Source organism: Stieleria varia (assembly GCF_038443385.1).
GTDB lineage: Bacteria > Planctomycetota > Planctomycetia > Pirellulales > Pirellulaceae > Stieleria > Stieleria varia.
In genome coordinates, this window is the sequence record NZ_CP151726.1 from 8,965,438 (window position 1) to 8,979,943 (window position 14,506).

Annotated in this window: 11 protein-coding genes and 1 other RNA gene; 4 read left to right on the forward strand and 8 right to left on the reverse strand. The window is 56.9% G+C overall.

Annotated features, from left to right (window positions below; genetic code table 11):
- The first annotated feature begins 107 nt into the window (after nucleotides 1–107).
- The gene (locus Pla52nx_RS30330; RefSeq protein WP_146519494.1) at nucleotides 108–335 is read left to right on the forward strand and encodes a hypothetical protein; all 228 of its coding nucleotides are present in this window, start codon (nucleotides 108–110) and stop codon (nucleotides 333–335) included.
- Here Pla52nx_RS30330 and Pla52nx_RS30335 read toward each other — a convergent pair.
- Nucleotides 328–1,938 (reverse strand): methyltransferase regulatory domain-containing protein, encoded by a 1,611-nt coding sequence (locus tag Pla52nx_RS30335; protein ID WP_197454471.1) that lies wholly within the window; start codon nucleotides 1,936–1,938, stop codon nucleotides 328–330. The two genes, Pla52nx_RS30330 and Pla52nx_RS30335, sit on opposite strands and share 8 nt — an antisense overlap.
- Before the next feature lie 132 nt (nucleotides 1,939–2,070).
- Between Pla52nx_RS30335 and Pla52nx_RS30340 the strand changes: the two genes are divergently transcribed.
- Entirely contained in the window at nucleotides 2,071–3,267 is a 1,197-nt protein-coding gene (locus Pla52nx_RS30340) for a glycosyltransferase (RefSeq protein WP_146519492.1), read from the forward strand.
- 27 nt (nucleotides 3,268–3,294) lie between these two features.
- Here the strand turns inward: Pla52nx_RS30340 and Pla52nx_RS30345 are convergent, their stop codons facing one another.
- The 4 genes from Pla52nx_RS30345 to hemE all read right to left on the reverse strand — a co-directional run bounded on the left by Pla52nx_RS30345 (nucleotide 3,295) and on the right by hemE (nucleotide 7,503).
- Complete coding sequence (locus Pla52nx_RS30345; RefSeq protein WP_146519491.1) at nucleotides 3,295–4,008, reverse strand: histidine phosphatase family protein; 714 nt, start codon at nucleotides 4,006–4,008, stop codon at nucleotides 3,295–3,297.
- Between the two features lie 6 nt (nucleotides 4,009–4,014).
- Nucleotides 4,015–4,311: a hypothetical protein gene (locus Pla52nx_RS30350; protein WP_146519490.1), complete on the reverse strand. Its 297-nt coding sequence runs from the start codon at nucleotides 4,309–4,311 to the stop codon at nucleotides 4,015–4,017.
- Nucleotides 4,308–5,453, reverse strand: a complete 1,146-nt coding sequence (locus Pla52nx_RS30355; protein WP_146519489.1) for a hypothetical protein — start codon at nucleotides 5,451–5,453, stop codon at nucleotides 4,308–4,310. The genes Pla52nx_RS30350 and Pla52nx_RS30355 overlap by 4 nt, the downstream gene beginning before the upstream one ends.
- Nucleotides 5,454–5,520: 67 nt before the next feature.
- Nucleotides 5,521–7,503: a uroporphyrinogen decarboxylase gene (hemE, locus tag Pla52nx_RS30360; protein ID WP_146519488.1), complete on the reverse strand. Its 1,983-nt coding sequence runs from the start codon at nucleotides 7,501–7,503 to the stop codon at nucleotides 5,521–5,523.
- A gap of 127 nt (nucleotides 7,504–7,630) precedes the next feature.
- Between hemE and trmB the strand changes: the two genes are divergently transcribed.
- Together trmB and ffs are read left to right on the forward strand one after the other, a co-directional pair.
- Nucleotides 7,631–8,368 carry a tRNA (guanosine(46)-N7)-methyltransferase TrmB gene (trmB, locus tag Pla52nx_RS30365; RefSeq protein ID WP_231741881.1) on the forward strand — a complete coding sequence of 246 codons (738 nt, stop codon included), beginning with the start codon at nucleotides 7,631–7,633 and terminating at the stop codon, nucleotides 8,366–8,368.
- Between the two features lie 28 nt (nucleotides 8,369–8,396).
- Nucleotides 8,397–8,491, forward strand: an RNA gene (gene ffs, locus Pla52nx_RS30370) — signal recognition particle sRNA small type.
- 2 nt (nucleotides 8,492–8,493) lie between these two features.
- On the opposite strand, the gene Pla52nx_RS30375 is transcribed toward ffs, so the two are convergent.
- The 3 genes from Pla52nx_RS30375 to mgtE all read right to left on the reverse strand — a co-directional run bounded on the left by Pla52nx_RS30375 (nucleotide 8,494) and on the right by mgtE (nucleotide 14,260).
- A complete protein-coding gene (locus tag Pla52nx_RS30375) occupies nucleotides 8,494–9,240 on the reverse strand; it encodes a hypothetical protein (RefSeq protein WP_146519487.1) in 747 nt (248 codons plus the stop codon).
- An 87-nt stretch (nucleotides 9,241–9,327) separates the two neighbouring features.
- Nucleotides 9,328–12,444: an error-prone DNA polymerase gene (locus Pla52nx_RS30380; protein ID WP_146519486.1), complete on the reverse strand. Its 3,117-nt coding sequence runs from the start codon at nucleotides 12,442–12,444 to the stop codon at nucleotides 9,328–9,330.
- 418 nt (nucleotides 12,445–12,862) lie between these two features.
- Complete coding sequence (gene mgtE, locus Pla52nx_RS30385) at nucleotides 12,863–14,260, reverse strand: magnesium transporter (RefSeq protein WP_146519485.1); 1,398 nt, start codon at nucleotides 14,258–14,260, stop codon at nucleotides 12,863–12,865.
- Nucleotides 14,261–14,506 lie beyond the last annotated feature (246 nt).

A 14,506-nucleotide genomic window follows, 5' to 3' on the forward strand; every position in this document is an offset into this window, starting at 1 on the left:
TCCCAAAAACGCCTGCCACAACACCATAATCGCATTCATCCCTAACCCCTTTGAGCGCGTACTAGTTGCCTGCTGCAGTTACAAAGTGGCTCGATGGAGCGACACTGTTGTCCGCAGATTTGAATAAAGAAAGCCCAATTTTGCCCCGTGATGATCTTGCATCACGAAATGAAAAGCCTGCCCCTGAAGTATTAAAAAACTCGCCTCACGTACCTGACGCGGAGCCTGAATACAAATTCCGCATTGAAAAGCAAGAAGAATGTCAAGACTTGTTTGATAAGCGTGCACGTCGTAACCGTATCAAGTTCCCACGGACAATCGAAGGTTCTACCTGAGTAGAGTCTGCCGTGCAAGTTTTTTTAGCATTTCATCAACAACTTCGTTCGCGAGCCGTTCGATTGCCGCCGGATCCGAGACGCAAATTCCGCGATCATGGACGACGATTTCATTTTTTTGGACACCTGATACGATGGCAGCAACCAACTGTGAAGAATCATGATTTCCATCCAACATTACCAGAATGCGTCGTTCGATATCCGACAAATGAATGGATTCGTGTCGAGCGTTGGTTATCGGCATTCGTTGTGCGGCCATTACCCTGTTGAGCAAACCCGCGTCCGGGCACTGTGCAACGACCGATGAAAATTGTGGTGGATTGACGGAAAGTTCAACGTGCCCCGTCGCATAGCAACGCAGCAACGCTTCGCCCAAGCGATCGTTGCCACGCAATTCAGACGCGGTATCGATGAGTGCGATTCGTCCCGTCGTCAGCGAACGAGCGATACCCAATAGTTCGGCAAAAGGAATGAATTTTGGCCAAGTTCTGCCCAGGTGAATCAGCGCCGCTTTGACACCTGGATTGGTGGTCTTGGTGACGGACCCGCCGGCGAGAAACGTCATCGGTTCATCAGAATCAGGCGAGTCGACATCGCCTTCGGGGCGTGTGTTGGAGGCGATATAGAGTCCCGAAAGTCTGTTCGCCGACACGGTTCGTTCGATCTTGCACTCTTTCCTGCACAGCAGCGTCTGTCGAAACATTCGGTTTCGAACAAAATCCATATACTGCTCCGTCTCGATGATGTCCGCAGCCAGGTTTTGCAGCATCGCCGTTACCGTCGGCGAAAAGTTGTCGATCGACATGACGGAGTAGTCCGCTTCGCCGAGATACTGAAGCCCCCAAGCCTGAGCACGTTCCACGAATTGTGAAAAATAGGTTGGCTGATTGAACTCCTCGAGGTGTTCATGGAGCAGGTAGTAGTCTTCCTTGTCTTGCAGTTGTCCGAGTTCTTGTTTGAGCAGCAGTCCATAGGGACTGCCTTCGGTGGGAACCGACTCCGTCAAAAAATGCAATAGTGCCCTGGCTTTTCGCACCCGATCTTCTGGGCTCTCGATACTCCGAGTATGGTACGCCATCATGTCGCGGATCATGCCACGCATGTGCCAGCCGGGGTACGTATTGTAGCTGACATAAGCGACGCCATTTGGCGACAACAGCTTGCCGCAAGCTTGTAGGAGCGACTCCTGCGCGTCGTCTGGGATCCATGAATAGACCCCGTGCGAGATGACGAAGTCAAACGTTTGGTCACTGCTGGCAAGCTCTCGCACATCCTGTACTCTCAATGACACGTTCTCCAGGCCCGCCGCCTCTCGTATCCTATTGCCTGCGGCAATCTGATGACTCGACAGGTCGATGCCGACACACTGGCAGGATGGGTATTGGTCCGCGATGGGCAACAAGTTGCCCCCAGAGGCACATCCGATTTCGAGGATTCGTGAGTTCTCGATCTTCGGAATAGTCAGCCCATGCAATGTCGCGATGGTGGCAAGGCGATCGGGGTGGCTCTGCCGAAACGGAAAGCTCTTGTAGGGAACGTGATCATACGAGGTCAGTTCAGGGACGGGCGGCTCAGGGACGGGCGGCTCAGGGACGGTGGCCATGAAGGGTTCCTGGAAAATAGATATGCGAGGTTTGTCCATACCGGACAGGTTTCGGTGTATGTTAGCGCATTCTGCGGTGCTGTGTTGGCACGGTGGACGACGTTGGGAATGTCATGAGTATTGAGACATCGCGTGAGCCGGCAGAACAACAATCATCACATCCTTTATGCTTGGGAGTGGGGGACCGGTTTCGGCCACTTGTCACGATTCGCGTTGCTCGGCAGTCGCTTGGTCAGCGACGGGTTTCGCGTTACCGTCGCCGCCTGTGATCTTTCACACGTCCATCGTTTTTTTCATCCGTCGATATTTCAAATCCGACAAGCACCGACAAAGACCAACCTTTCTCACGCGCCGTTTCGAAATCCGACGACGATTGCGGGTTTGGCTTATAACCTGGGATATGATTCGCCGGATCATGTGGCTGTATTTGCAAACGCTTGGCGAGGATTGATCGCCGATGTTCGTCCAACACATGTGGTGTCAGACTTTGGAATCGGGGCCGCCATCGGTATTCGGGGACACGGTATTCCCATCATCCAGATCGGGACCGGATACGCTTGTCCTCCGCCAAAGACCCCTTTGCAATCCATGAAGGGGTTGACGCCTCATCAGGGTGAATGGAACTTGGAACAGTCGATGGTTCAGTGGGTGAACGATGCATTGTCGCGGCAAGCCGAACCCTTTGAGTTTTTTGCAGCTATCTTGCAATCAGATCCGGGCATTCTGTTGTCGACGGTGCCAGAGCTGGATCACTACCAGCGTGACGATCAGGCAACACACCTTGGGATCTGGGACCATGTTGACGGCCGGAGTGTCCAATGGCCCGGTCTGCGAAAGAAAAAGGTATTTGCCTACTTGAAACCGAACCCAGGAAATGATGCCTTGATCCAGAGCGTGCTTGACGCTGGTGCAGAAGTCGCCGCCGTGTCGCTTCGAGAACCACGAAACGAGAAAGCGACGAAGGGCGAACCGTTGGTCAAGCATCAATCCGGTGCTGTGACGCTGAAGAGCGTTGCCGAAGAATGTGATTTCGCCATTACAAACGGAAATCACGGCTCAACGCTCAGGTTGCTTTCCTACGGGATTCCAGTCATGGCTTGTCCGTTGTATCTGGAGCAACGAGTAACGGCTGCCACCCTGGAGAGACTTGGATTAGGCGTCAGTGCAGCCTTGCATCAACCGCACCTTTTCGAGGAAAAGGTGCATGCTGCAATTGGGATGCGGAACAGTCCGACGCTCAATGACTTTCGACGAAACTACATGGGGCAATTCGGGGTAGAAGCCGAAGAAAATGCTTACCAATCACTACGCAGGCAGCTTCAAATCTGATTTCTGTATTGTTCTGTGCGACACCTCTCAGTGTTCATTGCCGGTGATCAGGCGGGCGGGGAGGTGGGTGACGGAGTTGAGGATGTCGAGTTGCCATTGATTCTTGGCGTAGTTCAATCGTGTCACACCCGTGTTCCTTAATGGCCCAAATCGCATTGCGTCGGCTTTGGAATCAAGCAGCCGGCTCAACAACAGACGCTTGAAATCCGCGTGCGTGACCATGACGATGACCGGCGATTGGCCGTTCTCGCTGGAGCCCTTACCATCACCGCCGAACTCGCGCACCAATCGCTCTGCGACGATGCCGGTTCTCTCGATCGCGGCGTCGTCGGTTTCTCTGGGTTGCTCGCCCCACCATCCCGTTTCGCCGATCGTTTCGTCTATCGTCAGCGTTCCCACGACATCGGACAACTCGTTGAGGATCTCGCTGCGGCCCATTCCACGTGCTCCCGCCACGTTGGATGCGTTCCAGCCGCGGTAGCAACCTCCACGCTCGAACACGCTGTCCCAGATTCGTACGTCTGAGGGCTTTGAGTTCGCTTGCAGGACCGTTCGGGTGGTTTCCAGCGTACGGCGAAAGGGGCTGGTGATCATGGCATCAAACCGCAGCGTCTTGATCCAGTTACCAAGATGTTCCGCTTGCAGACGCCCGACCGATGTGATCGAAGGGTCTTCGCTCCGTTGATAAGTCGGCACCGCATTGTTGCCGCTTTCGGCATGTCGAATCAAATAGAGCTGCATGAAACGTTAACCTTCCGTATCCATTTCTCGTTTGCGAAACAACGATCGCAGGTAATCAAACAAGATCCATTCCAACACCACCAACACCACGGGCAACGAGAACAGAGCAAACTGCAAGAAGCCCGGCCGTCGCATCCACATCGGTAAGTCTTTGGCAACCCGATTGAGTAACGCAAGAACCAGCGAACCGTTGAGTAGGAGCAACACCGCGGTCACGAACGCCACGACAAGGGCAAAGAAGCAACCGATTGCGGTTGCCTGGACAGGGCGGTAGCGAGGTGCATGATCTTTGTTCTCGATCATCGTGCATCATCCGATGTTCCTGTTACTGCAGACGTGCCGATGAACTGCTCCACGATCGTGACCGGATCGGACAAGCTGCCACCCAGCACCGGCTGCAGCGGCAGGGTCACGGTGCCATCACCCCGGATCACCATGTCGGCAACGTGAACACCGGCTTGCGATGCAGGGATGAAAACTTCGGCAATCGCCTCTCCGGGGTCTCGACCACCGATTTGCAGTTTCGCCGGTGGGCTTTCGGGCAACGGATTGCCGATGCGAATGTCGACGGCCGTCGAGTCCGTACCAAGCATCGGCAGCGGGATTCCGTTCCAACCCAAGACGGCTTTGAGACTTTGCAAGGGATCCAGAGCCATCAGCACCGCGCGTCGTCTCGTTGTCGGATCGAGTGATTGTTGATTGAGTTGGACGATCAACTGGAGCAATAAGGATGCACCGATGACGTTGTCCGCATCAGCCAATGCGTCATCGGCGACGATGAATGCGATGTAACGAGCGGTGCTGAGGTGCGTGCAGGGATCTTGTGATTGAGCGTTGAACGAATCATTCGATTCAACCGGCGATCCATGACGGACGGCCATCAGGAGGTCTGCCAAGTGGGTTGCGCTGATGCAGCTGCCCAGTGAACGCCATTGGACGGATCGATCACCAGAAAGTCGTTCTCGCAATCGTGGCGTGCAGCGATCGATGGAGCCGACCGTGACGATCAGGTCCGCGTGTTGGCGAACGTCGGCGATTGTTGCCGCGATGACGCCATCGCGACGGATGGCAGTGGCAAGAGCCCGTGTCGATGCGGTGGATTCCGATGTCAGGCGAATCGCACCCGATTGGTGCAGCCTCATCCAGCGGCGCGACTGATTCAGCGGCGCCGATGTCAGCGAAACCAGGGGAACGTCGGGGAACCCAAGCTCCGATGCCAACTCGTCAAGCCGATCAAGGGCGATCGTTTTGCGACCCCGGCGAATCGAGGGATCGCCCGCCGCATTTCCGAAGCCACTCTTTGCGAATTCACAGTCGACGGTGGTCTGTCCACGGTCATCCACCAACAAATCGTCGCAGTGCAATGGGCAAAACGGACAAACGACAGGATCGCTTGCCGATGCGGCGTCTCGAGCGTTGGGACGCGAGGCATCGGTTGGTTGCATGGGACTCAGGTGAATAGCAGTGAAATTCTGAAACGTTCGTAACTGGAGCGATCGATTCTACTTCGCCTCAGTCCACACTGCTGAGTTCTTTGACGCATTCGACCAGGGCGATCGCGTTTTCAACCGGAGTTTCTTTCAGCACACCGTGACCCAGGTTAAAGATGTGTCCGGTTCGACCTCGAACAGAGTCCAGTAGATCGGCCACGGCGTCTCGGATCACATCCGGCTCGGCCAACAGAACGGTCGGGTCCATGTTTCCTTGGACGCTGCAATCCGATCCGATGCGGTCCCACGCGGTTTTCAAGTCGATCCGCCAGTCAACGCCAACGACCGTTCGAGCGTCAACTCGCATCAGCGGCAACAGTTCCGGGTTTCCGGTGGCGAAGTTGATGACGGGGACACCTGGGGCGATGTCGCCGATGATTCGTTTCATCCAGGGCAAGACAAATTGGGTGTAGTGACCGGGCGAAAGGCAGCCGGCCCAACTGTCGAACAATTGCACACACTGCGCCCCGGCGGCAATCTGATGATTGAGGTAGACCGTGATGGCGTCGGACAGGACATCCATCATAGCGGACCAAGCACCACCGTCGCTGAGCATCAGTTTTTTGGTGTTGGTGTAGGTCCGGCTGCCGCCTCCTTCGATCGCATAGCTGGCCAGGGTAAAGGGTGATCCGGCGAAACCGATCAGCGGGATGTCTGCTGGCAAGTCCGCGCGGGTCTGCGAAACGGTTTCGTAGACAAACCCCAAGTCGCTGGGGTCACTGAGCGGCTTCACACGCTTGACGTCTTCGGGAGAACGCACCGGGTTGTGAATCACGGGTCCGTCGCCTTTGACGAACTCCAAGTCAAAGCCCATCGGGACGAGCAAAGGCAGGAGGTCCGAAAAGATGATCGCCGCATCGACTTGCAATCGATCCACGGCGGTACACATCACTTCACTGCATAGTTTGGGATTGGCGCAGAGTTCCAGGAAAGTTTGTTTCGCGCGGACTTCCTGATACTCTGCCATGTATCGTCCGGCTTGTCGCATCAACCAAACGGGAGTGCGCGAAGTCGGTTCGCCTCGGCAGGCTTTGAGAAACAAGCTGTTGTGAGATGGGTGCATATTCGAATGATCAGTCAGGTTATCAGTCAGGGAGGATAGGGCGGCGTCTCGTGAGGCTTTGATCACCGCTCCGGATTGTCGCATCCGGGATTTGGCGGCCGTCAGTTCTCCGCTCCGTGCGGCAGCTTCGGTGACCAAGTGACCCATTTTGGGGTGCGACGGTTCCATGTCGACGTGCAGATCACACTCGTTCATCATTTGAGTGGTGGTCGGACCGATCGAAACGATGGCGGTTGTTCGCAAGCCGTCTCGCAGTTGATCGACGATCCCCAGCGTTTCGGCCATCCGCAGCATGTTAACGATTTGGTGGGCGCTGGTCAGCAACAGCATGTCACGTTGGCCGGCCGCCAGGGCGCGAACGTTGTCTGCCAGCGGCTGCGTATCGACGGGCAGCTCCCAGCCGTAAACCTTGAGCGGTTCGACCGACGCCCCGCGGGCTTCCAAACCGGCGACCAGGGAGGCATTGGAGACGCCGTATTCTTGGACCCCGACGACTTGATTGGCGATGGGAACGTGTTGATCGATCGTGGTCAGCAGCTCCCGCCAGGTGTTCGGCTCGGGGACGCGAATCGTGGCCTTGAGTCCGAATTCACGCAGCGCGGCGGCGGGTTTGGGGCCTCGACAGATCGTCGTGATGTCAGACAGCGAGTCGAGGAATCGCTGGGTGTCGACGTGGCGTTCGATGCTACGCATCAAGAAGCGAAAACCGACACCGGTCATCAAGATCACGATGTTGATTTCGCCGGTGATGACACGGTAGGCAAAGTCGATGGCGGGACGATTGGGTTCGATCGGGACCTCGCGCATCGACGGGCTGACGTGGCTGACGCCGCCGTACCGGGTGATCAGTCGATCCATGTCGTCGCATCGTCGACTTTCCAATGCGGCAACGTGCAGCCCATTGAAATCGTGCAGTCCCTTGAAATCGGCTGACTCCGCCATGAAACCACTTTTTGCGATGAGGGGAAATGATGCTGCGGGCGGGGGTGTCTGACCGCCATGGTCTTAGGCGGCCATCCCAATCGGCAAGCCGCCGGCGGCCATTGTAGGGAAATCGTCAGAAGTTACGATGACGGGATTCCCCGCTTGCCACCTACGCGATTCCGCCGACCATTCGATGCCCCGCAGCCCCATTCGACGCCCGGCCGAGTCGCTGGACCTGTCGTATCATCTGATCGATTCGGAGCAGCTTCCCGAGACGCTGAACAGCCAGACCCTGTTCGGAAACGATCATCCTCTGGAGATCGAAGTCGGCTCGGGGAAAGGGCTTTTTCTGACCAACGAAGCGTCACGTGTCCCCGAACACAATTTTTTGGGCGTCGAGATCATTGCCAAATACGCCAAACACGCCGCCGCGCGGCTGGTGAAAGCGGACTCGGTACGGGAAACCGGCCTCCGCAATGCTCGCATGGTTTCCGGGAACGCGGAGCCGTTGTTCCAGCAGCGGATCGCGCCGGGCAGCTTGGCGGCGGTACACGTCTATTTCCCGGATCCGTGGTGGAAAAAGCGTCATCGCAAGCGTCGGGTGGTCAACGAACGCAGCGTTTTGAACTTTTCACGGGCTCTGCAGACCGGCGGTCGACTGCATTTCTGGACCGACGTGCTGGATTATTTCGAGTCCACGGTGGAAATGATCGCGGAAATCGCACCGGAATTTGGCGTCCCGATCCCGGAAGAAGAGATCGAGTCGACGCACGATCTGGATTTTCGCACGCATTTTGAGCGTCGAAGCCGTCAGAATGCCATTCCGGTGTATCGCGTCCGCTACGAAAAACGAGCAGTGGACGAGAAAACCGCCAGCGTCTAAACTGAAAGTTCGAATGTGCTTGAACGGTGGTGGCGACCCTTGCGACTGTGAGTCGTGAACCTGGTCAGGACTTAACTGTAGCAGCCATAAGCGGTGTAACTTTGTGTGAGGGTTGCCTCCACCGTTCAAGCGTTCGTCTTTGTTTTTTCGCTTGCGAGTCCGGTCACGATCATCGCGATCGACATCAGCAAGTACGACAAGGCACTCAGTAAGACGGCAACGAAAACGATCTGATTGATATACGAGGCAATCAGGGACGGTTCAACTGATCTGGCCGATCGATAACAATCGCTGAGCCCCTCTAATGCACGATGAGTGATGAACGCCGCGCAGAGGCTCACCAGGAAACCAGTCGTCGCTGCCACAACGCCCAGATGATTGTGGGCCGGAGGGATAGCGGATTCGGACGACGACTGCCCAGCAATCCGAGAGATACAAAGCACGACGGATGCCGCAAGAATACTGATCCACCCCGTCCAGAACGGTGGCTTCGCCCTTTCCAAATCCGCCAGCAGCACGGTACCCTCGACTGTTTCGGCCGTCGCGAGTCGAGTGAATGCCGCGTGCAGATCAAAGCCTCCCTTGCCCATCGTAAGAGACGCCAATGCAAATCCCGCCGCCGCAATCAAGAGCAGCATCTTTGATCGACTTCGTCGCAAGTCATGTGACAACGTCGAGTCGACGACGGCGGCTCCCAACAATAGCAGTCCGATACACCCAATGAGATACGTACTGGGAAGCCGAGGAACTCCGCCGGGAACCAGCATCACCGCCAGCGACTCCATCGTTTGTATCGGTATCGGAAACGCAAAGAGGCAAGCCAGCACGGCACCCAATGGCAGACAAAGGGCTCGGAGCGTTTGAAGGTTCATTGGGGCGTTCTCGTTAAACGTCAGCCGGGTGGATTTCGTTGATGGCGAAAGACATCCACTTTAGACGATCGGACCGCCGCAGGTTGCTCACCGAAAATCGCGTGAACGCAATTCGAGGTCGCCGACGGCGTCGGTCAAGTCGGTCAGGCGGCCGACGATGACGTGGATCACTCCTTTGCGATTTTCCAGCTTACCATCCACCAGCCAAGCGTTACTCGTTTTGGCGATCTTGAAAAAGCGATCCCAGACCTTGGGAAAGAGGACCAAGTTCATTGTGCCGGTTTCGTCTTCCAGTGTTGCGAACGTGATCCCTTTGGCGGTCCCCGGACGTTGACGCAGCAGGACGATGCCGGCAACGCGGACGTGTCGACCGTCACGCAGGCCTGGCAACTCTGCGGCGCTGACGCAGCGAAGCTTTTTCAATTCGTTTCGTGCAAACGCGATCGGGTGGCCTTTGAGACTCAGACCAGTCGTCTGATAGTCCGCGTGGACTTCCTCCAGCGGTGACATCTTGAGCAATTCATCGGGCAGCAACTCATCATCGGGCAAGCCTTCCAGCAGAGGTGATTGCCCGGGCTTCTTTTCTTCGCCCAACGACTGCCAGACGGCAGCACGTCGGTCGCCCGAGAGCGATGAAAGTGCATCGGCGTCCGCCAAAGTCGCCATCACGGCTTGTCCCAATCTGCATCGTCGAGAAAGATCGCCCACGCTGGTGAAGGGGCCACCGTGTTCTCTCTCGGCCAGCAATCCGTGTGTTTCCTCGGCAGGCAAACCGCGTACGCTGGAAAGTCCCAGTCGAATCGCGACGCCATTGAGATCTTGGGTGGAGCGATTGGGATCCGGCTCCAGTGTGCAATCCCAATCGCTCGCGTTGATGTCGACCGGGCGAACACGAACACCGTGCTTTTGCGCGTCGTCCACCAACTGCGCCGGCGCGTAGAAACCCATCGGTTGGCTATTCAACAGAGCGACACAAAACGCGGCCGGATAGTGTTGTTTCAGGTAGCACGATGCGTAGACCAACAATGCAAAACTGGCGGCATGTGACTCGGGGAAGCCGTACTCGCCGAAACCGCGAATTTGATTGAACACTTGCTCGGCAAATTTGCCCGTCAATCCGTTTTTTTTCATACCGTCGAGCAGCTTGGTGCGAAAGTGATCGATCACACCGGGGCGACGCCAAGCCGCCATCGCGCGTCGAAGCTGATCGGCTTCGCCCGGCGTGAATCCCGCCGCCACGACCGCCAACCGCATCGCCTGTTCTTGAAAGATCGGCACACCCATGGTTCGATGCAAGACTTGCTTGATCGCATCGTTGGGATAGATGACCGAATCGGGGTTCTCGCGTGCTTTCAAAAACGGGTGCACCATGTCGCCTTGGATCGGTCCCGGTCGCACGATCGCGACTTCGATCACCAAATCATAAAAGCATCGTGGTCGCAGTCGCGGCAGCATGCTCATCTGGGCACGGCTCTCGATCTGAAACACACCGATCGTGTCGGCGCGGCAAATCATGTCGTACGTCGCCCGATCGTCGTGGGGGATCGTTGCCAGTGATAGGTGATGGCCGTGGTGTCGGGCGACCAGATCAAAGCAACGTCGCAGGGCAGAAAGCATGCCCAATGCCAACACGTCAACTTTCAAAATCCCGAGTTCGTCCAAGTCATCCTTGTCCCACTGGATCACCGTGCGACCTGGCATCGCGGCGTTTTCGATCGGGCACAGTTCGCACAACAGGCCCGCCGTCATCACCATGCCACCGACGTGTTGAGAAAGGTGACGGGGGAAACCCATCAGCGTGTTGACGAGGTACAGGAATCGCTTGCCCAAATCGCTCTCGGGTGACAATCCGCACTGCGCCAGATTCTCCTGCATCTTTTCTTTGACGCTGTAATGCCCGAGGATCTTGGCGAGCGAATCGATCAAATCCGCTGACAGCCCGAGTGCCTTGCCCGATTCCCGCACGGCGCTGCGGGCACGATAGGTTGTCACGGTCGCCGTCATCCCGGCGCGGTCGCGACCATACTTTTCGTACAGATATTGCAGCACCTCCTCGCGTCGTTGATGCTCAAAATCGACATCGATATCGGGCGCCTCGTTGCGTTCGCGGCTGATGAATCGCTCGAACAACAAATCGCTTTGGCTAGGATCGACGTTCGTGATTCCCAGGCAATAGCAAACCGTCGAGTTGGCGGCCGATCCGCGGCCTTGGCACAAAATGTCACGACTGCGGGCAAACCGCACCATGTCCCAGACGGTCAGGAAGTACGCTTCATAGTGGAGTTCTTCGATCAACTCCGTTTCGTGCTTGAGCAAGTCGATGATGCGTTGGGGAACGCCGCCGGGCCAACGCTGGTTGGCGCCTTCCCACGCCAAACGCTTCAAATGCTCGATCGGTGATTTGCCCGCCGGAGCGATTTCGGTGGGATATTCGTAACGCAACTGCGCGAGCGAAAAAGTGCATTGCTGTGCGATTGTGATGGTTCGCTCGATCGCGTCGGGGACATCGCGATACAGGTCTGCGATCTCGGCTAACTCACGCAGATGAAACTGGCTGTTGGCGTGTCGCTGATCGTGAACATCATCGATGGTGGTGCCGTTGCGAATCGCCGTGACGCAGTCGTGCATCAGCATGCGATCGGCGGTGTGGTAATGAACGTTGCCCGCGGCGACAAGCGGGATGTCGGTGCGCAGGGACAGCTTGCGTAGCCGTGCCAGAACCGTACGGTCGTCCGGCCCGCGATGGACTTCGGCGAGCAAGTAGGACCGTTGATCGAAGACGCGGCGGAATCGGTTTCTCAGAAAGGTTTCGTCAAGCGAATCTTGGTCGGCCGTGATGACCGCCGCGATCATGCCTTCGCTGTACTCTGCGATGTCTTGCCAATGCAACTCACATTGACCTTTCTCGCATCGTAAACGGCCAGTCGACAGCAGTCGACACAGACGACCGTACGCCGCGCGGTCGGTCGGCCATACAACCATCGAGGGTGCGTCGATCGGATGAAGTTCCGCACCGACGATGTATTGAAAATCCAAATCGCGGGCAGCACCGAAACCGCGAACGACCCCTGCCAAGCTCTCACGATCAGTCAATGCGATCGCGGCATACCCCAGTTCCGCTGCGCGATTGACCAACTCGTCGGGATGCGACGCTCCCTCGAGAAAGGAAAAGTTGCTCTTGCAGTGAAGTTCGGCGTATCGCATGAATGCCAGTGTCCAAGAGATCCGCGATCGAGACAACCTGGTGGTGGGTCAGGATTTAATCCTTGGGATTAGGAAGGGGACTACGCTGTACAAGCCGTGGACGAAATATCTAACGTTCCGCGCAGGCCCCCTCCCTCGCATTCGCTGCTGATTCAGTGAGCCGCAAGGCGCTAGTGGCCTGTTGATTTAATCGAAATTTGGAACGCAAGGGTGAGCCGTGGGCCGTAAGGCACCGGGCAATGCGGTAGGCCCGGCCGCTTACGCGTCGCGGCTCACTAAATCAACAGCCCGCTAGCCGCGGGCCCAATGGTGTTGACGAAACCCGTCGAGGCCCGTGGCTAGCGCCATCGGCTCACAGTGATAACGCAACACGACTCAATCAGCAGTCTCCTGCGCTGGTAGAGGTGACAGAGGCGAATCAAACCAACTTGGACAACATCAGGGTGGCCAAGCTCAACACCAAAAAGAAGCCGCACATGTCGGTCACGGTGGTCAGCAAGGGGCCGCTGGCCACCGCCGGATCGACCTTCAGCTTTTTCAGCAGTAACGGAATCGTGCCACCAATGGAAACCGCGATCAGCGTGTTGAGCATCAATGCCAAACCGACCACGAGCCCCAAGTAGGGATTGCCGTCGAACACGATCGCACAGATCGCAACAAGCAGTCCCAGCACGGTGCCGTTGACCAAACCGAGTGAAACCTCTTGCCACCAAACGCGCAAAAACTCACTGGGGCGAACCAACCCGAGCGACAGTTCGCGCATGCTGATTGCGACGGCCTGGTTGCCGCTGCATCCGCTCATGTCGCTGATGATGGGCAAGAATACGGCGAGCGCGATGACCGATTGCAGAGTGTCTTGAAACAAAGCAATCACCGACGCGGCGCCCAGGTTGAGTACGATGTTGATGCTCAGCCAACTGAGCCGTCGACGTGAACGCAGCAGCAAAGGCATCGTGCGCAGTTCCTCGCCGCCGACGATACCCTGGCTCTTGAGGTAGTCGCTCTCGGCCGCCCGAAACGCTTCGTAGTCGACCGCTTTGCGTTGGACGATGCCCATCAAGCCGCCATCGGAATTGACGACGGGCACCCCCAAGAACGCGTGTGTTTCGAAGAACTCGACCAAATCCTCCAGCGGCGTGGTATCGCGAACGGACAATGGGTTGCGAATCATGATGTCCGCGATTCGCGACGCCCGTTTGACGAACAACAGATTCTGCATTGGCAGCACGCCGACGAGCCGATTTTGATCGTCGCAAACGTAACCGTAGCGAACGTCCATTTCGCGGTCGCGTTCGAGGTCACCTGCGAGTTGCTCGATCATCTGACCGACGGTCAGTTTTTCGTTGAATCGCAGCAACTCGCTGACCATCAGACCGCCAGCAACGTCGTCCTTATAGGCCGTCAGCTCGCGAACCGCAGCCGCTTCGGTCGCGGGCAACGCATCCAAAATGGCGTTCGCTTGATCCTCATCCAAGTCGCCCAAGACGTCGGCTTGCTCGTCACTGGGCAGCTCGTGAATGATCGCCGCGGCCGAACTGGGGTCGAGCAATCCGATGGTCTGTGCTGCCTGAGCTTCCGAAAGGTGGCTGAGCAACTCCGCCGCTTCGTCGGGATGCAGCGTCTCAAAAACTTGCGGCATCTGCTCCGTATCCAGGCGGCTCAACGCGAGCGCCTGATCCGCCGTGGAAAGGCTTTCCACGTAGGCCACCAGTGCGTCGGAATCACCTTCTTCGGCGAGCCGCGCCATCGTCAACCAAGGACGTTCTTCGTCCTGAGTAGCCAGTTGGGGCAGTTCGTCCGATTGTGTTTCCGACATCATGATCTCCATGCAAGGTAAGTGGCTCCGCAGCATAACGATTCCGACGCTGCGATCCGATGGCTCGTCATACGGTATCGTGAGCGACACCCTTAGAAGACTCTAACGTCGCAGCAAGAGCAGAATGGCAATCTCGCTGGTCCAACCCGTTTGGGCGCTAGCCTGGACATTGCATCAGCCGGAGTGCGCAAGCACCCGGTTCCCGAGTAAAGGCGTGAGAACCGGACGCTATCGCGTGGCGGCTGA